Here is a 26,087-nt window from a genome sequence, read left to right as displayed (position 1 = left end):
GGCTATACCAGCCTTTGTCGAGAGGTTTTGTGAGAAGAACTTTGGTAAAGCGGGGCATGGCGGTTGCGCAGCTTTTGCCAAAACCAGACCTGACTTTTTTTAAATACTTTGAATCTTGTCCCGAGATCATCCGCTTTGCGGTGACGTTATACATACGCTTGCCGCTCTCGCTTCGGAATCTCGAAGATCTGCTGCACAAGCGTGGCATCGACTTGAGTCCCGAGGCTTTCCACCAGTGTGCTTATTGATCCTTGTCAAGAATTGAGCGGGCAGGAAGTGGTACACTCAATGGCAAACTAGGGGAGGGGATTCATGGAAGAGTTGATTGAAATCGGTAGATCCTTCGTCCAGGCCATGCGTGAGCGCCGGGGCCTTGGAAGTGTTGATGAAATGTATGCCGAAAGCGCACAGTCGATAGAGGCCGTTGTGCCTCCGGTTCGACAATTCCGCGTTTCAAAGGGTCGCGAAGCCATCAAGGGAAAAAGAGAGGATTGGTTGGCATCGCATGAAATCCAAGAACTAGAAGTGGATGGCCCTTATGTCCACCCACCCAACCGCTTTGGAGTCCGCTTCAGAGCCGAAGTGGTTCAGAAGGCGACGGGTGAGCGTATGACCCTGCGCGAGATCGCAGTGTATTCGGTGGCGGAAGGCAAGATTGTGCTGGAAGAGTTCTTCATGCTGCCGAAGTGAGAAGAGTGACCAACAACATCGACTATTTGTTGGCTTAATCAGTGCGCACGGCTTTCGGGCAAAGTTAAATTCCGGACGGAGGTCGGGAATGCAACACAGAACAGTGGCATATTATGTAGGAGTTGATGCTGACGACGCGTCGATTTTGGAAAGCGCTGAATCTGCCCGTACCCAGAACGACCACTTGAATTGCGTAGTGACCGGGGCATTACCAAACTTGCCTTACCTGAAGTATGGATCAAACAGGTTCGTTGAAGCGGGTCTTCCCTCAAACTGGTTGGACGTTCTTCACGCGAAAAATGCCTCCTTGAAGTCTCGCGCCACTGAAGTTGAAGCGCTTCTGGAGAGGCAGGGCGTATCGGCAAATGTAAATTGCTTCATGGGACTTGGAGCAGAGTTACAGCAACTTGTAGCAGAACAAGCCAAATGCTCTGATATCGCTTATCTAGACGCTGGATTGCGAAAAGATCCTGATTTATTTCACAAAATCGCGTGCGGAGTTTTGTTTCATTCGCCGGTCGCTCTGATGACTAATGGATATCCGTATGCCCAACGCGATTGCGTTTTTTTGGCATGGAATGACAGCTTGCCTGCGTCTAGTGCGACGCATTTAGCTTTACCCATTCTTCTGACGGCCAAGGAAGTTGTAATTGGGTGTTTTGATTTGCCGTCGCCTGAGGACTTAGAAGGTAGTGTGCCCGGAACTGACTTAGCTGAGTGGCTCGGCCACCACGGTTGCAACTTGACCGTTTCGCAGTTCCAGTGCGGGGGGAATACAATAGCAGACTGCATTCAAGAACGAGCAAGCGAAGCGCGGGCCGATCTCATTGTTATGGGCGCTTATGGGCATTCCCATTTGCGCGAGTCAGTTTTTGGGGGCACGACGCAAGCAATGTTGGAGCAGACAAGTCTACCGGTGCTTTTCGGACACTGATGAATTGAGCCGGCGACTGTGGCTTTCTGAGAGCCATAGCTACTAAAATTCATCGGTAAATACTTGAGAAACTTTTTTTTAAGTGTTTGCTTGAGGTTGAAGCGTGTTTGCCCGACCGTTTTCGCCAAGGAACTCTATTACAATTGACGTTAGTTCATCCCAGTCCGTAAACTCCCGCGCCCCTTCTCGTGGATCGATTTTTCGACCGAGCAAGACGACGTGCTTAAGAATTTCTCTCTCAAAATACCCGTAGTTTTCGGGCCTTACCGCGCCTGCGATCAAAGCCGTCGCATTTGGTTTAAAACCTGTTCGCAGAAGCATTTCGTCAAGATAGTCACGGGCTTCTTCTCGACCTGACGCGAAAGCAGCCTTTAAACCGATGGAAAGCACGAGAGTCTTTCGCTTCACTAAGGCATCTCTATTTGAAGCGACAAATGCCTCGAATGACTTGGGGTGCCTACGCTCGTGGACAGGGGCTAGGAGAATAACCTTGACCACATGGTCAAGTGAAACGTGGCTGGGTATTTCGTCGGTATTGATCAGCTTTGCGTCGAAACCGGCATTCTTCGCGACATTGCTGATAAAGCGCGCAATCTTCGCTGTCTGGCCTTCGACCGTGGCGAAAGCGATGAGTAAGGTCATTCCGATCCTCCCATAAATCGGTCTGAATAGATTGCTTATTATGAATAAGTGTCGTGCATTGCCCTTGATCTCCATCAAAGGCGTTTCATAGGAGCATGCCTGGATCGTTGTGGCACGCTTTTGCTGTCCGCGCGGAGCATGTTTTTATGGAAGTTCGAGGCGGCACCCATCTCGAAGAAAACCTGCCTTTTCGGCCAATAGCCTTGAAGCTAGCCAACCCTTGGTAGTCTAGCTTGCTACCTTAAGCAAAAGGCCAAGACAGCGACGAAGACTGTAAAACTGATGAACCACACTGTGAATTTCACTTGTTGGCGTGCGGGCAGGTTTCTGAGAAGTCTAATCATAGTCAAACCTTTCAGACAAAATCCGGTGTGACGCGGTGCCCCGCTCAACTAGATGATCTTCGACGGTGTCCATCATGGCAGGGGGGCCGCAAAGAACAAAAAGCCAGCTTTCAAATTGTTCAGAAGACAAATTGCGGTCCAACAGAGGACCGTCGATCAAGCCTGTCTCTCCGGACCAATCCTTTGGCGGTTCAGATAGAACAAATACTGTGTCTTCTTTGGACAACTCCTGGCGATAGACAATCTGCTCCTCCACCCGGTTGCCATAGATAAGCTTGAGATCGTGCCGTGCTCCACTCAGTCGAACTTGACGCAAAATGCTCACCATGGGCGCGATCCCGACACCACCTGCGATCAGAACAATGCCTGTCTCGGTGCGGTGGCTGATCGACAGATTCCCGTGCGGGGCATCCAGATAGGCCGTGGTTTGCGGAGCGATCTGTCCGAGGCCACATGTGAAATCCCCAAGCTCCTTTATCACGAATGAAACTTCGGGGCCTTCGGCGGGTGCCGAACTAATCGAGAATGGGTTCTCATGCAGAGAAAAGGCACTGTGGCCGACGTTTAGCCAGGCAAACTGCCCTGCTTCGAAGTTTAGTCCGTTGTGACCATGGGGCATGAGGCGCAACTCCCATTGCTTCGGTGATAGTCGAGACACAGATGAGACGCGCCACGGCCTTTTCCTCTGACGTAAAGGGCGAACGAGATAGACATACAGCAAAGTTCCAACCGCAATACTGGTCAAGGCAAGCCAGAGATACATCAACAGCGGATGCCCACCGTAGCGCCCAGCATAGACCGTGTGATGCAACAGCAGGCATGCAATCACCAAGGCTCCCAGCCCGTGTAAGAGGCGCCATGTTTCGTATTTGTAATCAAGAGATTTGCGGGCAATTGCCGAGGCGACCAGAATGAACAATAGCAAATATGCGCCGATGCCCGATGCCAGCGTAGAAAAGTCGGTCGAAATCGTAAGTTGGTTTGTTACATCCCACGGGCGGCGTCCGCCAGAAGGCGTACCCTGATAGAGAAGCGGGTGTACCAGCGCAAAGCCGAGTGCTGTACGCGCCATCAACTGATGCACCCGCATGGTTACATCCATACCCAGACCGGAAGAGATGAACCTGAACCGCCCAGACAGCAGGAACTCGACTAAGATTATTGAAAAAGCAAGCATCCCAAGCCCGGACGCGAGCTCTTGATGAAATGATCGTGGGGGCCATCCCAGAGACCAAGAAAAACCCAAGGGAGCCAAGATCAGCAAAACGTAAATCAGCGCCAAATAAGGCCATTTCATACAGTTTTGCTCCACTGTGCTAAAGCTGGGCAGCTCGGGCTCATTCAAAATAGACGCTAAGCTGACCTGGGATTCCGATCAAGACTACTGAGATTGGTGTTAACTCTGGCGCGACGAGGCAAGTTTAGTGGGCGACGTTTCCCGTTTCAGTTCGTTCAGCCGCTGCGTTCAGTCTGGCTGATGCTGAGGTTGCATGCTTGCGCAAGATCAAGGTCCTTGACCGCTTTTCCTGTCATAATGTTGCGCGCGCGAAATCCGACCAAAGGAGGAGGCTCAAAATGTTGGAAGACAAAAAGTCACCGCAACTTTTCACTGGAATGTATCCGCTCTCTGACAACTTTCGGCGTGAAATGGAGACCTTGATGTCGCGTTTTTTGGGGGGAGGATCACCCTTCCTGCCGATGGAAACGGCTGCGCAACGCACGGGTTTTCCGTCTCTTGATATGACGGGTGCGATTTCACCGGCAATCGATGTCCAAGAAACGGATTCTGCGATTGTCCTGACGGCTGAATTGCCGGGGCTCGAAGAGGATGATGTGGAAATTGAAATCAAGGACCGCAAACTAGTCTTGAGCGGTCAGAAGAAGATTGCGCATGATGAAACGGGCGATTTGCGTGTCAGCGAAAGAAGCTATGGCAGCTTTTCCAGAGCCATGTCGCTGCCAGACACTGTGGAAATCGACAAGATTTCAGCTGAATTCGACAAAGGTGTTCTGCATATAGAAATGCCGAAGACTGAGCCTCAGGATCCAAGCCGTAAGATCAAGGTATCTTCGAAATAGACGGTCTGGTGGCTCGATACCGTGCAAAAAAATGCCAAGGCAGAAGGTCGATCATGGATCGGCCTTCTTAGAGTTGTGGCCTGATAAGTGTCTTTGGTTGAGTCCTGGCGGATATCGCAAGTATCTGTACAAACGTGTTTTTTGCACATTCGTACCAGGCTATGGGTTTGGCGTTGAAGCGTGGTAGAATGCCCTCACGCGTTTGGGTAGGGGGCCACAATGCGAAAACCAGAAGAGAGTGGCATGACACCCTCAGGACATGCTGGTGAAGGTGAGGTGCGGGCCTTTCTGGAGAGCCTGACCGGACCATCGCGCGGAAACGTGAACTGGTTGGTCGATAAAGCCCTGACCGTTTCAGTTGACAACGGCAGGGTGCTAAGCCTTCGACCTAAAGACGACCTGCCTCCGCATGACAACGATATTGCGACCCTACAGTGGGCTGACGACGGTTACACAATAACCGCGTCGGTTGGGCGCAATGTGTGGGTAAACGGACAAAAAACCTCATCGGCGTCTCTTAGACATGGCGACATGATCGAGTTCGGCGAAAAGGGCCCGATGTCTCGATACAGGTTGTGCGATCACTCATTTCCCGCGCACCATACTGTCGAGGATATCCTCAGTGATGCTGTTGCTTACACCCTAACGAGCCGTCGACCTTTCGCCAAAAAGATGTCTGGTGCCCTGCGCGATAGTGGGCGGCGGCTTGCCTCTCAAACCACGATATTGTTCAGGATCACGGTTCTTGCGACGCTTCTTGTGATCGCGGGGTTTGGGTACCTGCTGTATCAAAACGACCGGCGCTTAGCGGATAGTATCGAACAGGAGTCCCGCAAGATTGAAGCGGTCGCAGTTATGCTCGCACAGACGCGAGAAGACGCACTTACGCCTGATGACTTGGCTTCGTTGCGTGACGCTTTTGAGAACCAGGTCTTGTCGACCGAGGAGCGTCTTGGAACCTTGGAGCAGCGGGCGGGAGCACCCACTCGCGTGATAGCTGCCTCAATTCGATCCGTCGCTTTCCTCCAGGGGGCTTATGGGCTGCGCCACGTGGAAAGCGGGAAGATTTTGCGGCACGTGTTGGGACCGAACGGAGAAAACCTGAAGACCCCATTTGGCCAGCCTTGGATCGAACCCGACGGGACCGGAGAACCTGCAGAATTTCAATTCACCGGAACCGGTTTTTTGATTGCTGGAGTACCGTTGATGGCCACCAACCGTCATGTTGCGTTGCCGTGGACATCTGGGGACCGAGAGAAGGCGCTGAGAGACGCGGGTCTTGAGCCAGAGATGTTGAGGCTGCTGGCCTATTTGCCTGATCAAACGGAACCAATAGAGGCGCGTCTGGTCCGGTTCAGTGAAGCCGCAGACTTGGCGATTTTGGCAGTTGAGCCAAGCCTCGTTCAGGACCTCGGAATTCCGTTGGCGGATGCCGCGTCGCGCGTAGGTGAAGAGCTGTATCTGTTGGGATATCCAACGGGTTTGAAAGCTTTGATCGCGCAGGCTGGTCCGGGCTTTTTGGAGGAACTGGAAGCAGAAGGAACGTTGAACTTTTGGTCGATCGCGTCCCGGCTTTCATCCCAAAGCAAGATACACCCGTTAGCAAGCAGAGGGATAGTTGCACGGACAAGCGGCAACGCTATCGTTTATGACGCCGAGACTACGACCGGTGGGAGCGGGGGGCCAGCATTGAATCGGCGGGGTGAGGTCGTTGCAATCAATGCTGCGATCTTGCCCGAGTTTGGTGGCTCAAACATCGGCGTCCCGGTCTCACATCTCAGAGCTCTGCTGGAAGAGGCGGAAAGTCAGTGATCATTCGCTCGTTCGGAAGCGCGAGTTTTGAACGAAAAACACTGTGACCAGTGGAACGATCACCGAGATCACGGCCACGGAGATCAGCAAGTACCCAAGTTGACTGTAGTCTGCGGTTGACGTGACCTCACCGGTTTCCGGGTTTGTGACAGCGCGCGTGACGACGTATGTCTGGTTGAGGTATTTGGTGCTGAGGCTGCTGGCCGACAAAGCCATGTTGGTAAACGATGCCATCACCGCAAAAAAGGTCGCTTTCAACTGAACAGGGGCATTGCGTGCGATCCAAGCCAACATCGGGACCATGGCGATCTGTCCAAGCGGCGACTCAACGGCTGTGTCAAGAATGGCAATGAACCTTGCATCGACAACACCGCCGGTACGCGCCGCCGTCCATTCATGCACGCCGTAGTAGAGGGCAAGATTGGGCAGGGCGAGTACGCCCGCCGCAATCGTCAACAATACCACCACATGCGCAATGGAGCGGTTGGCCATAAATGGTCGAAGGACGATTAACCCGAGTAGGGCCAGCATCGAAGTTAACAAAGCCAGAATTGCAAGGAATTGCTCATCGAACCCCAGTTCATCGATTTCAAACCATGTCAGGCCTGGTCCCGGTAGCGGCACAGCGCGAAACACAAAAATGATTGTTGCTGTCCCGATCAAGGCTTTGGCTTGGGCCGGTTCCAGCTCTTTCAGCAGACGCGACATGAGGTAGAGGATCACCGTCAGGGAAACCGCAAAAACGGTCTCCTGCGCAAATTCGAAATCGGCAGTTCCCAGCACGATGCTAAGCAAAACGAATGCAAGACCGCCGAGCAATATGGACCATTTGACTTCGGTGACTTCATCGGGCGTATGTGGCGGGTGGCCGCGCTTGACAAGCTGACGCTGGACAAAGCTATGAAGAACCACTCCACTGACGGACAACACCGGTATGGCCAGAGCTACCAGGTATACTTGGCCATAAAGCGCAAGGCGTTCGGATTTTTGCAGTTCTTCGGTCCCAGAGAATATCCAGATGTTTACAGCCGCAACCGCCGCGAACCCGGAAATGATCGAAACTCTGCCCAAGGTTTGCATCGTCGTGTGCTGAGCACGGGTTTCTTCTGGCGTAAACGGTAGGCCGCGCTGGTCAACCTTTGGGACCGCCTCAACAGTCATGGCGTCAGCGACAACATCCTGAATGGCATAGCCGGAAGGCGCCAAGAGGAGGGCAACAACATACCAGTCTTCCAACGGCATGAACTTGGACATCTGTGCAGGCGCGGTCACGAGACCGTACATTGTGAGCAAAGACAATGTGATCAAGGATGCGCCGAACAAGATCAGCAAGGACTTCCAACGCCAGAACAAGTCCACGACATGGCCAAGTGGCATTTTGAGGATCCAAGGGAGACCGGCCCAAAATGCAAGTCCTGCAACGAAAGAGGCGGATAAATCGAGAAAATCTTTAAGAAAAAAAGCGCCAACGACCGAGGTCAGGCCGGACACGCCCGCCGCGAAATAGACCATCAGTGGCGGCAAATAGGACCATTGCAGCTGCTGAACCAGATCCACAAACGTTCTATGCCACCAGGCCGAAATTTTTAATCCTATGGAAGCTTGGTCAGTCGTCATATGCCGTGGCAGTTCGTTGAGGCCTTTGGGTCGTTGTATCTAGTTAGAGAAATCCAGATCCGAAAAGCAATGCACTGGTGATCACTCCAAGGATCGGTACTACAAGAGGAACGCGGAAGTGTTTGGCGGCCTCGTCCGGCTTCATCTTCAGCAGGATCAGCGAGACATTGACCAGTACAAAGACACCGAGAACGATCTGAGACGTGCGCTCTGCCAGAGTACCAATCGGTATAGTTTGGGTCAGCAAAACGATGATTGCGACGACCAGCAAAGTAGCGACAACTGGTGTCTGAGTTGCTTTCGGGACAATCGCGAGAACCTTCGGCAAATGGTCACGATCAGCCAGGCCGTAGATCACGCGCGAGGCCATGATCATCTGGATCAGTACACCATTGACTGTCGCCACAATCGCGACTGCGGAAAAGCCCTGTTTGATCACTTCGGGTGCGTTTGAAAACACAAGAGCGAGGGGTGCTGCAGATGTCGAAAGGACATCAATCGGAACAACAAGTAGAACCGTCATTGAGGTTCCTAGATACAATACGGTCGCCAGAACGAGGGTAAGTAAAATCGCTTTTGGGATGGTGCGGACCGGGTCTTTGACCTCTTCTGCCACGTTGGCCATGTCCTCGAAGCCAACAAATGCGAAGAAGGCGAGAAGTGATGCCGCGAAAATGCCTCTCCACGCGTCGAGTTCAAGCGGGGGAAGCATTGAACCGATCTCGTATCCCTGCGGATCCTGAATCGACATACCCCAGCCAATCACAAAGAGAAGGCCTGCGATCTCGATGATCGTAATGACAGCCGCGACAAAGACCGACTCAGTGATCCCCCAGAGCGCGATTAGACCCATGATCAAAACGACGCTGATGGTCAAAACAGGGATCGCAAAACCGGTTAAAGCGTGCAGGTATGACGCTGCGCCAATTGCAACTGCAGAGGCAGAGATAATCCCCGAAGCTGCAACCGCGAGCCCGACGAAAACCGCCATCCATCTTTTCTGGAATCCCGCCTCAACATAGGCTGCTTCACCTGCGCTGACGGGAAATCGCGTTGCGAGTTCTGCATATGAAAGCGCGGTGAGTGATACGACAAGCGCGGCTACAACGAACGAAAACGCTGCAAACGGTCCGGCAATATCTGCTGTCGCGCCGACTAAAACGTAAATACCCGCTCCGACCGTTACCCCAAGGCCATAGAGCGTGAGCAAAGGCGTAGTAAGGGCTCGACGGAGTTTCTGTTCGTTTGGATCAACAAAGTTCATTAGCGATTTCCACCAACTGCCAATTCAGAACGTCATCAGTGGCGTCCTTCCCAGTTTTGTCCGCGATTGGCGGAGCGGCGCGATCCGATGGTCAAAGCTGCACCGAATGCCTTGTGTCTCAACGTTTGCGCGCATAAGGCGCCAATAAACTAACTGGGGGCTCGCCACCACTTCTGCCGAGCCCCCAGTGGGTGGAACTTCCACTCCTTCAGAATTCCGTTCACCTTTGTGTTTGCTTGGGGACAGACCGGTGAACGTAGAAGACGCTGAAACATTCGCATTTCACTATGTGATTCCTGTTGGTGCTTTGATCTATGTCAATCAACTCGCGGTCGCCGGTCTGCGAGGCTGAATCCAAACCAACGGTCGTTTGCCGTCGGACTCAAAGGCAAAGCAAACATGCCAGGCGGTTTGAGATTTAGGGTGGAAGGCAATTCGTAATGCTCTGGAACCTGTTACCAGCACTGGGCGGCATCGGCCTGTTCCTTGTCGGCATGCTGTTGATGACGGACGGTTTGAAGGCGTTGGCAGGTGCGCGACTGCGAGATATTTTGGGCCGGTTCACGTCGACACCGTTTACCGGGGCGGTAACAGGCGCGGTCACGACAGCTGCGATTCAGTCTTCCAGCGCGACGACTGTCGCGGCCGTCGGATTTGTCGCGTCTGGCCTTCTCACCTTTCCCCAAGCGCTTGGGATCATCTTTGGGGCCAATATCGGAACGACCATGACAGGTTGGCTCGTCGCGCTCCTGGGGTTCAAGCTGGACCTGGGGCAAGTGATGTTGCCCGTTGTTTTTGTTGGGGCTTTGCTGGCGCTTTCAGGAAAAAAAGCGGTTGCCGGCTTTGGGCTGGCGTTGGCCGGATTCAGCTTGATTTTCATTGGGATAGAGCAGCTCAAGTCCGGGCTGGACGCCTTTCGCGGCGTAGTTACCCCTGCCGATTTTCCACCTGATACATTGCTGGGCAGGCTGAAGCTTGTATTGATCGGTGTCGTTATCACGATGGTGACGCAGTCTTCGAGTGCTGGTGTTGCAACGGCATTGGCTGCGTTGAGCGCCGGTGCAGTGAACTTCCCTCAAGCAGCGGCTCTCGTCATTGGAATGGATGTGGGGACAACTTTCACCGCTGTTCTGGCCACCTTGGGTGGGGGCACGATGGCGCGTCGAACCGGTTTTGCGCATGTGATCTACAATGTGATGACAGGAGCAATGGCATTTTTTCTGCTGGGGCCGTTTACTTCGGTCTTTGTAAGTGGGACGGGGGCCGGAAACTCACTGACTGCGCTTGTCGCGTTCCATAGTTTCTTCAACGCCATAGGCGTAGCGCTGATCTTGCCGTTCGCGAAACCCTTCGCCAGATTTATCGAGGCGCTCGTACCCGACAGAGGTGCTGAGTTGACGAGGTCTCTGGATCCGCTGGTTCTTGGGGTACCGGAAATAGCGGTGGATGCAGCAAAAGCTTCAGTCGAACAAATTGTAAGGGCCGAAGTGGGGCACCTTCGGTCATGTATGGGGGCATCTCAGCCAAGCGGACCCGACTATGGGCGGGATAACATTGAGACGGCTGTTTCTGAGGCGCGCTCGTACCTAGACAAGATTGAACTGCCCAGCAGGTCCGACGCAGAGATATCCAGCATCAAGGGTATATACCATGTCCTCGATCACCTTGACCGGCTGCTTTACCGGTGTAGCCAAGATGATCGGATAAGCGAGTTACCGAAAGACCGGCGTTTGAAGCGGCTCGCTTCGGTGTTGATTACAGCAACGGATGGCTACTTGGAGATCGACAATCCGGTGCAGTGTCAAAACACGCTGAACCGTCTTCGCCGTTTTCTGCGGCGACAGAGGAAACTTCGCAGAGACTTGCTCATTTCCGACGCGGCAACTGACAATCTGCCGGACGACGTGGTTTGGGCTCGGCTGGATGCTCTCAGATGGTTGCATCGCGTGTCTTATCACCTCTGGCGCATTCGTTGGCATTTGAACGCATTGGAAGGAGCGCCGTCTGGGCGCAGGGGTGGCGAGGTCAATGACGAATTGGCGTAGTTGGAGGCTAGCCTGGATTAGATTCGGCACTAGCTCAAACGTTCTTCGGCTGAAACGCCAATCTTCGTGCTTAAGCGTGCAACATGAGCAAGGTCAAAGAAGTTTCTTAAGGATGCGGTTTAATAAGATCTGCATCCGGGGCAGCACATTGGAGGAACATATGCAGATTGTTCGCGGGATTTTAGTGGCACTGTTCATCACGGGACCTGCTTTAGCGCAGGACATCAGCGTCGATAAGGGACGTGACTTGTACCGGACGTATTGCTGGCAATGTCATGGTTTCGAAGCGACCGGAGACGGGCCGATGGCCGAAATGATGGCTATTCGAACGCCCGACCTTACCAAATTGGCGGGCCAAAACGACGGTGTGTTTCCGACAAATCGCATAGCTGAACAGATTGATGGTCGTTCCCAATTGCTCGCGCATGGGGGCGAAATGCCGATCTTTGGCGCGGTGTTTGAAACAGACCAACAAATCGCGGTGGCTTTGCCCAATGGGCAACGAATGATGGTTGGCCTGCCGTTGGCGAATTTGCTCGCCTTTTTGGAATCGATTCAGGCTGAATAGTCATTGACCAACCTGCTAGTCCGTATCAGCCGTGCGTCTGATTGACATGAGAGTCAGTGGCGGCCCCAACACTTCGAAGGCCACAGTGCTGGCAAGAGTAAACGCCATGATGGACGATGCCCAGTTTGGAAATTGCTCCCCGGCAACGAGGGCCATTCCTACCGCGACACCAGCCTGTGGCAACAAAGCGGGGCCGTACCAGCGGGTCTGATGGCGAGGCAGGCCGCCCAATCTCGCTCCACAATAACCCCCGACAAGACGGGCCACGGCGCGCAAGATCAGGAAGAGTGCACCAGCCCAACCCATCAAGCCGAAGGCTTCGATATCCAACGTGGCGCCAGCCAACAGGAAGAACAGGATCATGAATGGCCACTGAATGTGCTCGATCTCATGAAAGGCACGGTCGTGATGTCGGGCAAGATTCCCGATGACGGCCCCCGCGACCATGCCTGCTACCAAAAATGAAACCTCCAGCCAAAGCGCAAGGCCCGCCGTAAGAAAAACTATGCCCACTGCTTCTGCCTGCATTGGCTCTCCCGGTTTCAAGCGGCCGGTCAGGTAAGCGGATGGCACGCCTATTGCAGTACCCAACAAAATAGCCCCTCCGAAATCCCACATCGCTGTGGTCGTAACGGTGGTCCAACCGTCCGAATGACCGGCCAGAACCAGGGCGATGCTGAAAACGATCAGACCCCAAGCGTCATCAATTGCGACGACGCCCTTCAATGTCTCCGTGAAGCTGTTGGACACCCCAGATTGCTTGATCACGTCTGTCATGGCGGCCGGAGCTGTAGCCGTGGCAATTGCCGCCAGCACCAATGCCAACCCGAAGGGTACGCCGATTGCGGTCAATCCAGCAGACACGATAACAAGGGTTGCAACCACGATTGAAATCGAAATCGTCAGAATGGCTCGGCCGTGCCGAACCAGGTTCTCGCGGGTCAAAGATCCTCCAAGAAGGAACGCGACCATCGTCAACGCCACAATGGAAATCTCGTCGAACCACATTGCAACGTCGAGTGGGATCAACCCCATTCCGGCGTTTCCGGCGATCAGACCGAGGAAAAGTAAGGTTGTAACACGAGGAAGATGCGTGGCCCGGCCAAGTTGGTCAGCCGCCAATCCGGCAAGGAAGAGGACACCAAGGGTAATCAGAAAGCCGGCAATGTGCATAGAAAACCAAGCATTTAGTTCTTGTCTAAACTACTCTAACTCCAACACTGCCTTCTAGGAACCGATGTCGGAGAGAATGCGGGGGTCCCGTCGCAGCTTTGGCCGAAGACCTGAAAAATAAGGGATATTGATCTGTATTAAGGCGAAAGTGTGCCGCAAGTGGCAAAATGACTCATTCAGGAAATGAGGAGGAACTTTCGATGCCGACAAAGAAAACCAACACAAACAGCCCGACCTCACTGTTGGATGTTTTCAAGCAAATGCAGCCACCCATGTCTGGCAATCCGGCCTTAGGAGCCCAGATCGAACAATTTTGGGACGCGCAAGAAAAATTGCTCGAAGAAACAGAGGCCTTTGCACAGCATTGGTTCGAACGGCGTCATGAGGCGGTTCGGACGGCTCTACAAGCTGCACGCAATGTGTCTTCCGCGAACCCGTCCGATCCATCGAAAGCCTTCCAGAGCATGGCGGAATGGCAGCGCCATTCGGCTGAGCGGTTGGTTGCAGACGCGCAGGAATGGTTCGAAACCGTGTCCCGTTGTGCATCTTATGTCGCTGAAACAGAAGCTGAAGCTGTTGAGAAAACAGTTGGTGATGTTGCCGCCGCTACAAAGAGCGCGGGGAAGTCTTCAAAGTCTGAGCCTGTTTAGGGTTCCTGCTGCCGAAAAACTAAACCGAAATCATCTGAGCAGTAGATAGGAGGTCAAATGTACAAGAATATCCTGATCCCGGTTGTTCTGGACCAAGAACACGACACACAAGCGTCGTTTGAGGCTGCGCGCCAATTGGCCGATGCCGACGCTGTTTTCACCGTTGTGCACGTCCAGGAGCCTATTCCAGCGTATGTAGGGTCTCAGATTCCAAGCGAAGTGCTTGCAAACACGCGGCATGAGATAATGGAGAGCCTGCATCAGACTGCCTCTGAAATTCCAGACGCGAAGGTACAGCTCATCTCTGGGCACGCGGGTAGGGCTATCGTTGACTTCGCAAATCAGAACGACGTTGATTGCATCGTCTTAGCGTCACACAAGCCAGGATTCGAGGACATATTCCTAGGTTCCACTGCGAACAGAGTCGTGCATCATGCCAAGTGTTCGGTTCACGTAATTCGGTGATCCAAAGCTAGCGATACGAGATTCTATTGTAATGGCCCCTTACTTGCTGAACCAAAATAAAGGCTTGTCAGGGGAACTTGTCTTGAGTCGGGTAGGGGGCTTTTGTAGCCCCTGCTCGTGAAAAGACGAGTTCCCTTTAAGTGTTATAGAACCAGCCCAGAAATCATTCTCTTGGCGGTGATGCTACGTGTTTGGTTTCCTCTGTCGCTTAAAAATGTGGGAGACCTGATGCGTAAGCATGGCATCGAAGTCAGCCACAAGACCGTGCGGTAGTGGCGGAACTGGTTTAGCCCGATTTTCGCATCGGAAATTCGGAAAAAACGGATCCAGCAGTTGCGGGCATACCCAAAATTGAAATGGCATGTCGACGAAGCGTTTGTTTAGATCAATGGAAAGCGGCTAGAACTGCGGAGCGTCGTTGATCACGAAAGAGAGGTGTTCGAAGCTGTCGTTACCAATCGTCGAACCAGGTGGAAAGCATAGAAATTAATAGAGAAATTTTGGAAACGCTACGGTGTTGCGAAGAATGTGGTCACGGATCGTTTCGTATCATATCGGGCAGTTCTCAGGGAACTTGGTGCCAAGGGAAAGCAACAAACGAGCAGGTGGCTCCACAACCGCGTTGAGAATTCGCACCTTCCTTTCCGACGACAACAATCCGATTGCCGTTACTTAAACTTGTCAGCTTGCGTCAGGTTGGTTCTCCGGGCGCGCCTGATCAAAAGCGGTAAGGGACAGCGCGTGTTTTTCGATCTCCACCAGTCGCGGAAAGCGTGTCATGTTCACCCCCCAGCGATGCGCGTTATAGAGCTGGGGGACAAGGCAGATATCGGCGAGGGTCGAGGTGTCCGCGAAACTGAAACGGGTGTTTTGCGGCAACAGCGCCTGGTCGGCGGCAAACCCTTCGGTCATCCAATGGTGGAACCAATCGGTCCGACCGGCGGAGTCCATTCAAATTTGAGATTTGAGGTAGGTCATGACCCTCAGGTTGTTCACCAGGTGGATTTCGATTGCGATGGTGTGTGCGGCGGTTTGGACGAGCGCGCAGCAGGGGTTGGGGTGGAAGGAGCCGAGGTTCTGGCGCGATGGCCTCCAGATAGTCGATGATTGCAAGCGATTGGGTCAGGGCCGTGCCGTCCTCAGTATCCATGGTCGGAACATCCTTGCCAGGGTTGAGCGCGGTGTACCCGGGTTCGCTTTGCTCTCCGGCGACCAGATCGACCGGGCTGTAATCGTAGCTGAGGCTCTTGAGGTCAAGGCGATGCGAACTCGGTATGAAGTCGTTGAGCGCCAGTAGGAATAGAGTTTCATGATATCATCCTGTCGTTGCTCCAATATTGTTACATTTGCAACTAAATTCAACTCGAAAAGACACGACGTGATTCTGGCGTTTTACCGAGGTCGGTTTCAGTGTCCTTCTGAACACTCGATGTTGACAAGATCGGGGTGTTGCTATGACAAGCAGAAGGGGTGTGCGTGAACTTGAAGTTGTGTCCTTATGTGACCGCAGAACATGCTAAAACTTCGTGCAGCGGCACGCCTACTATACCATCTGCCAACCCGATTGAGGGGTCTTAAGAAATGAACATAGCCTGCTGGTCTGGCCCCAGAAATCTGTCCACTGCGATGATGTATGCTTTCGGCGCGCGCGCGGATTGCGCCGTCTGGGATGAGCCGTTCTACGCGGCCTATCTGGCCGAGACCGGGCTGGATCATCCGATGGGCGAGCAGATCATTGCTGTCGGCGAAACGGACCCCTTTCAAGTTGGGCAGGGTTGCGCAGCGCAGCCGCCAGAGGGCAAGGCGCATATCTACCAGAAACACATGACGCAGCATATGGTTTGGGGCTTGGATCAACCCTGGATGGATGGGCTGAAACATATCTTTCTGATCCGCCACCCCGCGCGTGTTTTGGCCAGCTATGCCGCAAAACGCGAAAACCCGACGCTCGAGGATATTGGTTTTGTGCAACAGGCCGAGATTTACGATCTGATCCGCGCGCGAACTGGGGCAGGGGTTATCGTCGACAGCTATGACATCCGTCAGGCGCCCGAACAGATGTTGCAGAAGCTATGTGCGGCAATTGATCTGCCCTTTGACCCGGCCATGTTGTCGTGGCCTGCGGGCGGCCATCCCTCGGACGGCGTGTGGGCCAGCCACTGGTACGGGGCCGTACATGCCTCAACCGGGTTTGCGGGCGCTGAGGGGGAGTTACCGACCTTGCCGCCCGCGCTCCAATCCATATGCGAAGAGGCGATGCCATATTATGAGCGGCTCAAAGCGGATGCACTTGTTCTGGAAGGTGATGCATGACGACCGAACTCTCAACTCATGACGCGGAATACGATGCCCGCAACGAGGACCTGAAAATCTGGGTCGATGGCGCGCTGATTCATAAGGATGAGGCTAAAGTCTCGGTCTATGATTCCGGCTTCATGCTGGGCGACGGCATGTGGGAAGGGCTGCGGCTCTATGATGGATGCTGGGCCTTCTTCGACGAACACATGGATCGGCTGTTTGACAGCTGCAAAGCGGTGTCGCTGGACATCGGCAAAACCCGCGAGGAAATTCGCGAGATTCTGGACGCCACCGCCGCCGCCAATGGCGCGACAACCGATGCCCACGCGCGGCTGATGATCACGCGCGGTCGCAAGGCCAAGCCGTTTCAGCATCCCAGGTTGTCGCGCTGGGGGCCGACGATCGTGGCCATCGTCGAACACTCCAAACCCGCCGAGGCTTTGACCGCGCGGGGGATACGTTTGGCGACCGTGCCCCAGGTACGGGGGTTGCCGACCAGCCAGGACGCGAAGTTCAACAGCCACTCCAAACTGAACTGTGTCATCGCTTGTTTGCAGGCCGAACAGGCAGGCGCGGATGAGGGGCTCATGCTGGATCCGCATGGCTTTGTGAACACCACCAACGCCTGCAATTTCTTCATCGTACGCAAGGGCGAGGTTTGGACCTCGACCGGGGACTACTGCATGAACGGGGTGACGCGGCAGAAGGTGATCGACCTGTGCCGCGCCAACGACATACCGGTTTTCGAAAAGAACTACTCACTCTACGAGGCCTACGGCGCGGATGAGGCGTTTCTGACCGGCACCTTCGGCGCGCAAACCCCAGTGGCCGAGATCGACGGCAAACAGATCGGAGACGGCGAGGCTGGCCCGATGACATTGCGCATCCGCGCGCTCTACAAGGAACTGGTCGCCCGGAACGTGGCTGCGCAAACGTGATCTTTGGTCAACCAGCGGGGCCGTGAGCGCGCTGCTTGGGTTGTTCCGCCTCTGGGGAAAAAGAGCCATGAAGTGCGGGTGAAGAAACAAATTTCATCTAGTCTAGGCGTTCGACAACGCTTATGATAGCGCTAACTACGGGGCGATCGTGGTCGCCATTCAGGCGTGGGCACTAAGGGATCCGCCACCTTTCGTGGAGTTGGGACCTGTTCGGCGGTCTTATGAGCGCAGTAACTCGGGTTGGTCTTCAGGCTGCCTTTGGACAGGACTACAGGTGTCGCGGCACTGAGCGGTCCGATGGAAAAATGGGGGCGGATTTGCAGATCGAACAGGTGCGGTTGCAAGACAAAAACATGTCCGTCAGCCTTCTGAACTTTGGCGCAATCACCCAAGGGTGGTGGATTGGTGATACGTCGTTGATCCTCGGCTATGACGATCCTCAGGCCTATCTGCGCGATCCCTTCTATCACGGGGCAATTGTGGGGCGGGTGGCAAACCGGATCAAGGGCGCGAGCTTTGACCTCGCGGGTACGCGATACCGGCTGGACCCGAACGAGGACGCCAATACCCTGCATGGCGGGGCCGAGGGCCTGTCCCGCCAAATCTGGACATTGCAGCAGCTCTCGGATCGTGAGGCGGTGATGACTTACCTCTCACCCGATGGCGAAGGCGGCTTTCCGGGCGAGGTTAGGTTTGAGCTGCACGTCTCGCTCAGTTTTCCCAATCTGACCTATACCATCACGGCCCAGCCGGACCGGCCAACGCCGATCAGCATCGCTCAGCATAACTACTATACACTTGGCAGTCCTGTAGGCGTTCAGGACTTCAGCCTCCGAATAAATGCCGGGCATGTGCTTGAGACGGATGCGCAGGGTGTGCCGACCGGCAACCTGCAAGACGTACAAAACACGACTCTGGATTTCAGGACGCCGGGCCGCCCGGGCAAAAACGTCGATCATTTCTACGTGCTAAACAGCGACCGCGACGCGCAGCAACCAATCGCAACGATTGACGCCGCAAATGGGCTTGGATTGCGTGTATTCTCTGATCAGACCGGGGCGCAGGTCTATACTGCTGGTTCACTCGGGGCACCGTTTCACGCAGGCGCTGGTCTTTGTATTGAGCCATCAGGCTATCCCAACGCGCCCAACATCAACGCGTTCCCCAGCATGGTTTTTTCACCAGAGCGGCCCTATCATCAGACACTTACACTCAAACTCACAGGGACTTAGGCATGAGGGTAGTTTCGGCGATTGGAATGATGGGATTGGCCTCGGCCGCGCAGGCGCTAGAGCTTGGCCCACCTCCCGAATTCGCGGAACCCGATCTGGCCGTTGTCGAACTGGGGCAGTTGCTGTTTTACGATCCGATTCTGTCGGGAAATCGCAACATCAGCTGCGGGTCCTGTCACCATCCGCGTCTGGGCACGTCCGACGGGTTGTCGCTTGGCGTGGGTGAGGGCGGCATCGGGCTGGGCGTGACACGGGCAATGGACCCGGAAAACCGCCCGGAACAACGCATTCCCCGCAATTCTCCGGCCTTGTGGAACCTCGGCGCGGACGAGTTCACGGTCTTCTTCCATGACGGGCGGCTCGAGGCTGACGCGAGCCGTCCGAACGGCATTCGCACTCCGCTTGGAACGCATATGCGGCCGGGGTTCAAATCCGCCCTTGCGGCGCAGGCTATGTTCCCGGTGCTGTCGCCGGATGAAATGGCCGGGCACTACTCCGAAAATGAAATCAGCAAAGCTGTGCGTCTGGGTCTGCTGACGCAAGAGGGCGGGGCCTGGGACCTGATCGCCGCGCGTGTCGCAGCCATTCCCGAATATCAAACGCGGTTCGAAGACGCTCTGCCGGGGGAGGAGATCACCTTTACGACGATTGCCAACGTGCTTGCGGATTTCATCGCCTTCGAATGGCGAGCCGACAACAGCCTGTTCGATCAGGCGATGCGCGGAGAGACCGAGCTGCCGCCCGAAGCACAGGCCGGGTTGGATCTGTTTTACGGCGAGGCAGGGTGTAGTTCCTGCCATTCCGGATGGCTCCAGACGGATCATGGGTTCCACGCCATCGCAATGCCTCAGATTGGGCCAGGGAAAAGTGCGCGGTTCGAAAGTCACGCGCGCGACGATGGTCGCATACGGGTGACCGGTGAGGCCGACGATGCCTTTGCCTTCCGTACACCGTCACTGCGCAACGTGACCCTGACCGCCCCTTATGGCCATAGCGGAGCCTATGCCGAGTTGGAGGATGTGGTGCGTCACCACCTTGATCCGGTGGGGTCGTTGCAGCGGTATTCGCTGGAACAAGCACGTCTGCCCGCGTTTCCGGGTGCCGATGATCAGCGGGCCTTAGGAGAAACAACCGAAGCAATCGCCGCCGCCAATAGCCTAGAGCCGGTTGCCTTGAGCGACGATGAGGTCAACGCGATCCTCAGTTTTCTGAACACGCTTGAAGATCCGGCCCAAAGGCTTGGTGTTCCCGAAACCGTTCCCAGTGGGCTGCCTGTGGATCAGTGATGGAGGCGGATAATCTGGTTGGCCTCATACGTCTGCCAGTCGCTTTTGGAGCCATCCGGCCAGATCATCCGAAGCTCGGCTGCCTCAGCCGGTCCCAATCCGAAATGATGCAGGCCTGAAGTCCCCCCCGCATGGCCTCCGCCAATGGTGATTTCGCGGGTCTGCAAGCCCGACGGCGTTCGCATCTCGACAAACCCGCCCACCGCAGCACGGTTGGAGGTGTTCTGAGAGACATCGACAAGAACCCAGTTTCCAGCGGTGGTTGTGTTCTGGTGAACCTCCAACGGCGCGCCCCGGTTGACGACCACCAAATCCAGTTGGCCATCATTGTTCAGATCGACCAAAGCGCCGCCGCGCGACTTGGCCATCGAGGCCACGCCCGCCTCGGCGGCCGCTTCTGCAAAGGAGCCATCAGGCTGTTGCACCATCAGATTATTCGGGTCGTTCAAGGCTGCGACCGGCATCTGTTCGACATTGCCTTTGGTCACGAAAATATCGTCCAGCCCGTCGTTGTTGGCGTCTCCGAATTGCGCGTGCCATCCCGTCGAAGGTCGCCCGTCGCCGCCAACATGCGGTCTGTGCGCGGTGGTGCCTTTCTCATAAGTCGCATCGCGCCAGGTAGGGCTGTCGTTTGAGGCGTCAAATACCTGAAACTTCTGGTCGCCCATCGACGTCAGGTAGACATCGGGGAACCCGTCCCCCGTCAGATCGCGCGAGGCGATCCCCATTCCCCAGATCGAATAGGGCAGCCATCCGTCGTCCTCGGTGTACAGCCGCGGTTCAGCCTCCATCGCCCAGAGCTGCTCCTGCCCGCCGCGCACGTAGTAGTGGCGATCATTGCTGACCCGCAGGTCCGCCCGACCCGTGCGCGCCCAGTCGGAAAACAGGATCGACAAAGAGCAATAGCCTGGTTCCAGTCGTACCGGCGCGCCGTAACCTGATCCTTCAGGACGATAGAGGAGCGTCGAACCGCAGGTTTCGAACGGACCCTCGGGGTCAAAACGGTCGACATAGGTTCCGAAGGCCAGCGTTGGCAGCGTCTCGCCGTCTTCCCAAGTGGCCGAGAAACCGGTTGTCCAATGATCGTCCGACTGGAAGTTCAGATCGGGAAATGGAGCAAACTGGCAGTCGGGCTGGCCTTGTAGCAAAAGGTCCTCACCAACCCTCAGAACCGCCAGATCCTGAAAACCGTCGCCGTCGACATCCAAAGGATAAGCCCCGGTCACACCGTTCAGGGACAGGGCCTCTGGCGTGTCGACGCGGAAAGACAGGTCGCCGTCCGAGACGTTGCGAAACAGTTGCGACGGGTTTGATCCACCTGCGGCGAAGAGGTCGGGCAGGCTGTCGCCATTGCAGTCGAACACCGCAACGCCTCCGCCCACGAAATGTTCCCACCCGCCGTCATAGACATGTTCGGCAACTTCGATCTGCTGAAAGCTTGGTACGGGCTGATCGGCCGCAACAGCTGTGGCGCTTGCCAGTATGAGGGCGCACTCACGATGCATGGGCTGGCATCTCGCGTATCTTCAAGGTTGAGACCTGTTCGATGGCATAAGCAATGGCGCCTTTGGCCCACATGGTGTCATCCCACTGGTTGACCTTGATGTCGGGCAGGGGGGCATCCACATGGACGACCCCCTTACGTATCCGCTCCATCACGCTGTCGGAATAGAGGTGCTGAAAGCTGACCTGACTGCCCGAGATGATGATACATTCGGGATCGAACAGATTGATCAGGTTCGAAACGCCCATTCCGAATATCTGCCCCGCCCGATCCAGCACGGACAAGGCATGTTGATCACCGGACTGCGCGTTGTCATGCAGATCGGCGATGGTGATCTGGTCGCGATCCTGACCGGCAATCGAGGCCTCTCGGATCAGCGCGTATTCCCCGACATAGGCTTCAAGACATCCTTGCTGGCCGCATTGGCAGAGTGCGCCATCCAGTTGCACCTTGGTATGGCCAAATTCAGCCCCGCATCCGCGCTCACCCCTGTAGAGCTTGCCGCCCAGCACGATCCCTAGACCGACGCCGTGTTCTATCGTGATGACAAGAAAGTTCCGCAGACCTTTGCCCAGCCCGAATAATTGCTCCGCCTTTGCAACAAGATTGGCGTCGTTTTCAATGAAAACAGGGCAATCAACCTCTTGCTGCAGAAGCGGGCCAAGGGGCACGTTCCGTTCCGAGATCGAAGAGGACCAATGGACAAAGTTATGCTCGGCATCAATCAGGCCCGCGATCCCGATCGAGACCCCCGAGATATCCGACATTGAAACGGACGCAGCCGCGCAGGCACTTTCCAGCGCTTTTCGGATGGTTCGGGCAAAGTCGAGCGGGGTCATGCAGGCTTCGACAAGCGGGTATTTGATCGACGCTATCTCAAGACCTTCGAAATCTGCGATCAGAACCGAGACATAGTGGCGTGTGACTTTGAACCCCGCGATCAGCAATGATCCACCGTTCAATTTAAGCAAAACACGGGGCCGCCCGCGTCGTGGGGACCCGGACTGAGGGTCGCCTGCAACCTCATGGATCAGCCCCGCAGACAACAGGTCTGCCGTTGCGGTGGTGACGGTGGCGGGGCTGGTCTGCAAAGCACCCGCAATATCAATGCGCGAGATCGCCCCCTTGCGGCGGATATGCTCCAGCACGCGCAGCCGCGTTACGTTCCGCTGCTCGGTAGAGATAGAAGAGGCTTTGTTTTTCAGCATCTTGCCCTCGCGAATCTCGTCTTGGCATTCACCTTAGTCAGATTCTTATGTTAGCGATAGCATAAATATTTTGCCGACTGAAATAAATGTGCTACTCAGGTAGGTGAAGTCCTCGAATCACTTCGAAGGGACTCGAACAACCGGGAGGAAAGCATGAAGAAATTCCTAAGCATTTCAGTCGCAGCGGCCCTTATGGGTACGGCTGCCTTTGCTGAAACCGTCGTTGGCGTCAGCTGGTCGAACTTTCAGGAAGAGCGTTGGAAGACTGACGAAGCCGCGATCAAATCCGCGCTTGAGGCGGGTGGGGCCGAGTATATCTCTGCCGACGCGCAGTCGTCTTCTGCAAAGCAGCTGGCGGATATTGAAAGTCTGATCGCCCAGGGCGTGGACGCGCTGATCATCCTCGCGCAAGACTCGCAGGCGATTGGCCCGGCGGTTCAGGCCGCTGCGGACGAGGGTATCCCGGTTATCGCATATGACCGCCTGATCGAGGATGACCGTGCATTCTACCTGACCTTCGACAACGTCGAAGTTGGCCGCATGCAGGCCCGTGCCGTGTTCGAAGCGATGCCCAAGGGCAACTACGTTATGATCAAGGGCTCTCCGACCGACCCGAACGCAGACTTCTTGCGTGGCGGTCAGCAAGAGATCATTCAGGCCGCTGTCGATAGTGGTGATGTTGTGATTGTCGGCGAAGCCTACACCGATGGCTGGCTGCCCGCGAACGCACAGCGTAACATGGAGCAGATCCTGACAGCGAACGAAAACAACGTGGACGCCGTGGTTGCCTCGAATGACGGTACTGCCGGTGGTGTTGTTGCTGCGCTGACGGCGCAGGGCATGGAAGGTATCCCTGTCTCGGGTCAGGACGGTGACCATGCCGCGCTGAACCGCGTCGCGCTGGGCACTCAAACCGTATCCGTCTGGAAAGACGCGCGTGAACTGGGCAAAGCTGCAGGCGAGATCGCAGTCGCGCTGAGCGGTGGCACGGCCGCAGGAGATGTTGAAGGCGCGGTCAGCTGGACGTCGCCCGGTGGCACCGAGATGACTTCGGTCTTCCTGGCACCGGTTCCGATCACAAAAGACAACCTCTCGGTTGTTGTGGACGCAGGCTGGATTCCGCTGGAAGACCTGTGTCAGGGCGTGGAAAACGGCCCAGCCCCCTGTAACTAAACTACTATAATTCCCGGCCTGCGTAGGCGGGCCGGGATCCAAATCGCTGAACATGAAAGATCGGATATGACCGAAACTTCGTCTCAGCCGGTACCCCAGAAAAGCAAGCAAAACTTGTTCCAGCAGCTTGAGCTGGATATGCGGCTATTGGGTATGATCGGCGCGTTTATCATCCTTTGCATCGGGTTCAATATCGTCACGGATGGGCGTTTCCTGACCCCGCGCAACCTGTTCAACCTGTCCATTCAGACCGTGTCGGTTGCGATCATGGCCTGTGGCATGGTGTTCATCATCGTGATGCGCCACATCGACCTGTCTGTCGGCGCTTTGCTGGCGACGACATCCGCCGTAATGGCCATGACCCAGACCGAGCTTTTGCCGAACATGCTGGGCATGGGCCTGAACAACCCAGCCACATGGGCGATCACTCTGGTCGTTGGGCTTGCGGTCGGAACTTTGATCGGGGGCTTCCAAGGCTGGATGATCGGGTACCTGACAATTCCCGCCTTCATCGTGACCCTCGGTGGGTTTCTGGTTTGGCGTAACGTCGCCTGGTATATGACCGATGGCCAGACCATTGGCCCGCTGGACAGCACATTCCTGATGTTTGGCGGTACCAACGGAACGCTTGGCACCACGGCCAGTCTTCTGTTCGGCCTTGCCGCCACAGCCGCCGCGATCTGGGCGCTGTGGAGTGCGCGCCGGTCCAAGGCCGCACATGGTTTCCCGGTCAAACCCGTCTGGGCGGAAACAACGCTGGCCGGGATCATCGGCATCGCGATCATGGGCTATGTCTTCATCGTCAACAGCTACGCCATCCCGACCCGTCGGCTCGAGCGTATGTTCGAAGCGCGTGGTGAGATCATGCCCGAGGGTCTTGTCGTCGGCTACGGCATCCCGATTTCGGTTTTGATCCTGATCCTGGTAGCTGTCACGTTGACAGTCGTGGCCCGCAAGACCCGGTTCGGCCGCTATATCTTTGCAACTGGCGGCAATCCCGACGCGGCGGAGCTTTCTGGCATCAACACGCGCATGATGACCGTCAAGATCTTTGCCTTGATGGGTTTCCTGTGCGCACTGTCTGCTGTTGTGGCGTCGGCTCGTCTGGCCAATCACTCGAACGACATTGGTACGCTGGATGAGCTTCGTGTTATTGCTGCAGCCGTCATCGGTGGGACAGCCCTGTCCGGTGGTCTGGGGACGATCTATGGCGCGATTCTGGGTGCCTTGATCATGCAGGCGCTGCAATCGGGGATGGCCATGGTAGGTGTGGACGCACCGTTCCAGAACATCGTCGTCGGTGCTGTGCTCGTCCTGGCTGTCTATATCGACATCGTCTATCGCAAACGTTTGGGAGCGAAATGATGCAAGCTGAAGAAACGCAGAACACAAATTCGGGTCGCGGTTCAGGCCAGCCACCTTTGGTCGAAATGAACGACATCTCGATTTCCTTCGGGGGCATCAAGGCGGTGGATCACGTGTCGGTCGACCTCTACCCCGGCGAAGTTGTGGGCCTGCTGGGCCACAACGGGGCAGGGAAGTCTACGCTGATCAAGGTGCTGTCCGGCGCCTACCAGATGGACAGCGGCGAGATCCGGATCGACGGTGAAAAGGTCGAGATCAACAACCCTCGGGACGCGCGGGCCAACAATATCGAGACGATCTATCAGACGCTCGCTTTGGCCGACAACCTCGACGCTAGCTCGAACCTGTTTCTCGGGCGCGAGATGGTGACACCAATGGGCTTGGTCAACGATGCCGCGATGGAGGCCGAGTGCCGCAAAATCATGGGTCAGTTGAACCCGAACTTCCAGAAGTTCAATGATCCGGTCTCGGCCCTGTCTGGCGGTCAGCGCCAGTCGGTGGCGATTGCCCGGGCGGTGTATTTCAACGCGCGTATCCTGATCATGGATGAACCCACTGCCGCATTGGGCCCTCATGAGACCCAGATGGTTGCGGAACTGATCCAGAAGCTCAAGGCGCAGGGGATCGGGATTTTCCTGATCGACCATGATGTGCATGCTGTAATGGAACTGTGTGATCGGGCTTCGGTCATGAAGAACGGGCAATTGGTCGGAACCGTCGACATCCCCGATGTCACCGATGATGACCTGCTGTCGATGATCATTCTGGGCAAAAAGCCCGGCGAAAAGACTGAGTGAGGG

23 protein-coding genes and 2 pseudogenes are annotated in these 26,087 nt (G+C 55.5%); 16 read left to right on the top strand and 9 right to left on the bottom strand.

Translation table 11 applies throughout. From position 1 onward, the window contains the following. The first annotated feature begins 312 nt into the window (after nucleotides 1-312). Entirely contained in the window at nucleotides 313-690 is a 378-nt protein-coding gene (locus ACXAH8_RS10015) for a SnoaL-like domain-containing protein (RefSeq protein WP_475217987.1), read from the top strand. A gap of 88 nt (nucleotides 691-778) precedes the next feature. Next, nucleotides 779-1,624, top strand: coding sequence for a universal stress protein (locus tag ACXAH8_RS10010; protein WP_475217984.1), 846 nt, complete (start codon nucleotides 779-781; stop codon nucleotides 1,622-1,624). Nucleotides 1,625-1,702: 78 nt separating this feature from the next. On the opposite strand, the gene ACXAH8_RS10005 is transcribed toward ACXAH8_RS10010, so the two are convergent. Both ACXAH8_RS10005 and ACXAH8_RS10000 read right to left on the bottom strand, forming a co-directional pair. After that, nucleotides 1,703-2,266: a flavodoxin domain-containing protein gene (locus tag ACXAH8_RS10005; protein ID WP_475217982.1), complete on the bottom strand. Its 564-nt coding sequence runs from the start codon at nucleotides 2,264-2,266 to the stop codon at nucleotides 1,703-1,705. A gap of 336 nt (nucleotides 2,267-2,602) precedes the next feature. Next, nucleotides 2,603-3,907 carry a ferredoxin reductase family protein gene (locus tag ACXAH8_RS10000; RefSeq protein ID WP_475217980.1) on the bottom strand — a complete coding sequence of 435 codons (1,305 nt, stop codon included), beginning with the start codon at nucleotides 3,905-3,907 and terminating at the stop codon, nucleotides 2,603-2,605. Between the two features lie 278 nt (nucleotides 3,908-4,185). Between ACXAH8_RS10000 and ACXAH8_RS09995 the strand changes: the two genes are divergently transcribed. Both ACXAH8_RS09995 and ACXAH8_RS09990 read left to right on the top strand, forming a co-directional pair. Next, nucleotides 4,186-4,689 (top strand): Hsp20/alpha crystallin family protein, encoded by a 504-nt coding sequence (locus tag ACXAH8_RS09995; RefSeq protein WP_475217978.1) that lies wholly within the window; start codon nucleotides 4,186-4,188, stop codon nucleotides 4,687-4,689. Nucleotides 4,690-4,908: 219 nt separating this feature from the next. Beyond that, a complete protein-coding gene (locus ACXAH8_RS09990) occupies nucleotides 4,909-6,501 on the top strand; it encodes a trypsin-like peptidase domain-containing protein (RefSeq protein WP_475217976.1) in 1,593 nt (530 codons plus the stop codon). On the opposite strand, the gene ACXAH8_RS09985 is transcribed toward ACXAH8_RS09990, so the two are convergent. Next, the gene (locus ACXAH8_RS09985; protein ID WP_475217975.1) at nucleotides 6,502-8,118 is read right to left on the bottom strand and encodes an MFS transporter; all 1,617 of its coding nucleotides are present in this window, start codon (nucleotides 8,116-8,118) and stop codon (nucleotides 6,502-6,504) included. 43 nt (nucleotides 8,119-8,161) lie between these two features. Continuing rightward, nucleotides 8,162-9,382 carry an APC family permease gene (locus ACXAH8_RS09980; RefSeq protein WP_475217974.1) on the bottom strand — a complete coding sequence of 407 codons (1,221 nt, stop codon included), beginning with the start codon at nucleotides 9,380-9,382 and terminating at the stop codon, nucleotides 8,162-8,164. Between the two features lie 440 nt (nucleotides 9,383-9,822). On the opposite strand from ACXAH8_RS09980, the gene ACXAH8_RS09975 reads away from it, so the two are divergent. Both ACXAH8_RS09975 and ACXAH8_RS09970 read left to right on the top strand, forming a co-directional pair. After that, nucleotides 9,823-11,427, top strand: coding sequence for a Na/Pi cotransporter family protein (locus ACXAH8_RS09975; protein ID WP_475217972.1), 1,605 nt, complete (start codon nucleotides 9,823-9,825; stop codon nucleotides 11,425-11,427). 160 nt (nucleotides 11,428-11,587) lie between these two features. Beyond that, complete coding sequence (locus tag ACXAH8_RS09970; RefSeq protein ID WP_475217970.1) at nucleotides 11,588-11,995, top strand: c-type cytochrome; 408 nt, start codon at nucleotides 11,588-11,590, stop codon at nucleotides 11,993-11,995. 15 nt (nucleotides 11,996-12,010) lie between these two features. Here the strand turns inward: ACXAH8_RS09970 and ACXAH8_RS09965 are convergent, their stop codons facing one another. Beyond that, complete coding sequence (locus tag ACXAH8_RS09965) at nucleotides 12,011-13,168, bottom strand: cation:proton antiporter (RefSeq protein ID WP_475217967.1); 1,158 nt, start codon at nucleotides 13,166-13,168, stop codon at nucleotides 12,011-12,013. 200 nt (nucleotides 13,169-13,368) lie between these two features. Between ACXAH8_RS09965 and ACXAH8_RS09960 the strand changes: the two genes are divergently transcribed. From ACXAH8_RS09960 to ACXAH8_RS09950, 3 genes and pseudogenes are all read left to right on the top strand, one after another. Further along, nucleotides 13,369-13,818: a phasin family protein gene (locus tag ACXAH8_RS09960; protein WP_475217965.1), complete on the top strand. Its 450-nt coding sequence runs from the start codon at nucleotides 13,369-13,371 to the stop codon at nucleotides 13,816-13,818. Between the two features lie 57 nt (nucleotides 13,819-13,875). Continuing rightward, on the top strand, nucleotides 13,876-14,283 hold the full coding sequence (locus ACXAH8_RS09955) for a universal stress protein (protein WP_475217963.1): 408 nt from the start codon (nucleotides 13,876-13,878) through the stop codon (nucleotides 14,281-14,283). 111 nt (nucleotides 14,284-14,394) lie between these two features. Further along, nucleotides 14,395-14,943 (top strand): annotated as a pseudogene (locus ACXAH8_RS09950) (IS6 family transposase); the annotation flags it as partial. A 21-nt stretch (nucleotides 14,944-14,964) separates the two neighbouring features. On the opposite strand, the gene ACXAH8_RS09945 reads toward ACXAH8_RS09950, so the two are convergent. Beyond that, nucleotides 14,965-15,234 carry a glutathione S-transferase family protein gene (locus tag ACXAH8_RS09945; protein ID WP_475217962.1) on the bottom strand — a complete coding sequence of 90 codons (270 nt, stop codon included), beginning with the start codon at nucleotides 15,232-15,234 and terminating at the stop codon, nucleotides 14,965-14,967. A gap of 181 nt (nucleotides 15,235-15,415) precedes the next feature. Continuing rightward, a pseudogene (locus tag ACXAH8_RS09940) lies at nucleotides 15,416-15,499 on the bottom strand (thioredoxin domain-containing protein); the annotation flags it as partial. Between the two features lie 365 nt (nucleotides 15,500-15,864). Here ACXAH8_RS09940 and ACXAH8_RS09935 point away from each other — a divergent pair. From ACXAH8_RS09935 to ACXAH8_RS09920, 4 genes are all read left to right on the top strand, one after another. After that, complete coding sequence (locus ACXAH8_RS09935) at nucleotides 15,865-16,596, top strand: sulfotransferase-like domain-containing protein (RefSeq protein ID WP_475217960.1); 732 nt, start codon at nucleotides 15,865-15,867, stop codon at nucleotides 16,594-16,596. Then, nucleotides 16,593-17,519 carry an aminotransferase class IV gene (locus tag ACXAH8_RS09930; protein WP_170718263.1) on the top strand — a complete coding sequence of 309 codons (927 nt, stop codon included), beginning with the start codon at nucleotides 16,593-16,595 and terminating at the stop codon, nucleotides 17,517-17,519. The genes ACXAH8_RS09935 and ACXAH8_RS09930 overlap by 4 nt, the downstream gene beginning before the upstream one ends. Before the next feature lie 221 nt (nucleotides 17,520-17,740). Further along, entirely contained in the window at nucleotides 17,741-18,751 is a 1,011-nt protein-coding gene (locus ACXAH8_RS09925) for an aldose epimerase family protein (RefSeq protein WP_475217958.1), read from the top strand. Between the two features lie 2 nt (nucleotides 18,752-18,753). After that, nucleotides 18,754-20,037 (top strand): cytochrome-c peroxidase, encoded by a 1,284-nt coding sequence (locus tag ACXAH8_RS09920; protein ID WP_475217956.1) that lies wholly within the window; start codon nucleotides 18,754-18,756, stop codon nucleotides 20,035-20,037. On the opposite strand, the gene ACXAH8_RS09915 is transcribed toward ACXAH8_RS09920, so the two are convergent. Further along, a complete protein-coding gene (locus ACXAH8_RS09915; protein WP_475217954.1) occupies nucleotides 20,031-21,542 on the bottom strand; it encodes a CRTAC1 family protein in 1,512 nt (503 codons plus the stop codon). The genes ACXAH8_RS09920 and ACXAH8_RS09915 overlap by 7 nt on opposite strands. Continuing rightward, nucleotides 21,532-22,749 (bottom strand): ROK family protein, encoded by a 1,218-nt coding sequence (locus ACXAH8_RS09910; protein WP_475217952.1) that lies wholly within the window; start codon nucleotides 22,747-22,749, stop codon nucleotides 21,532-21,534. Before ACXAH8_RS09910 ends, ACXAH8_RS09915 begins: the two co-directional genes overlap by 11 nt. Before the next feature lie 153 nt (nucleotides 22,750-22,902). Between ACXAH8_RS09910 and xylF the strand changes: the two genes are divergently transcribed. From xylF to ACXAH8_RS09895, 3 genes are all read left to right on the top strand, one after another. Continuing rightward, nucleotides 22,903-23,922: a D-xylose ABC transporter substrate-binding protein gene (gene xylF / locus ACXAH8_RS09905; RefSeq protein ID WP_170642309.1), complete on the top strand. Its 1,020-nt coding sequence runs from the start codon at nucleotides 22,903-22,905 to the stop codon at nucleotides 23,920-23,922. A gap of 66 nt (nucleotides 23,923-23,988) precedes the next feature. Continuing rightward, on the top strand, nucleotides 23,989-25,287 hold the full coding sequence (locus ACXAH8_RS09900) for a sugar ABC transporter permease (RefSeq protein WP_475217950.1): 1,299 nt from the start codon (nucleotides 23,989-23,991) through the stop codon (nucleotides 25,285-25,287). Continuing rightward, nucleotides 25,287-26,084 (top strand): ATP-binding cassette domain-containing protein, encoded by a 798-nt coding sequence (locus tag ACXAH8_RS09895; RefSeq protein ID WP_170551730.1) that lies wholly within the window; start codon nucleotides 25,287-25,289, stop codon nucleotides 26,082-26,084. Before ACXAH8_RS09900 ends, ACXAH8_RS09895 begins: the two co-directional genes overlap by 1 nt. Nucleotides 26,085-26,087 lie beyond the last annotated feature (3 nt).

Source organism: Ruegeria sp. ABV3_008 (assembly GCF_056161185.1).
The sequence above is the reverse complement of the archived record's forward strand: the minus strand, read 5'-3'. Positions and strand labels throughout refer to the sequence as shown.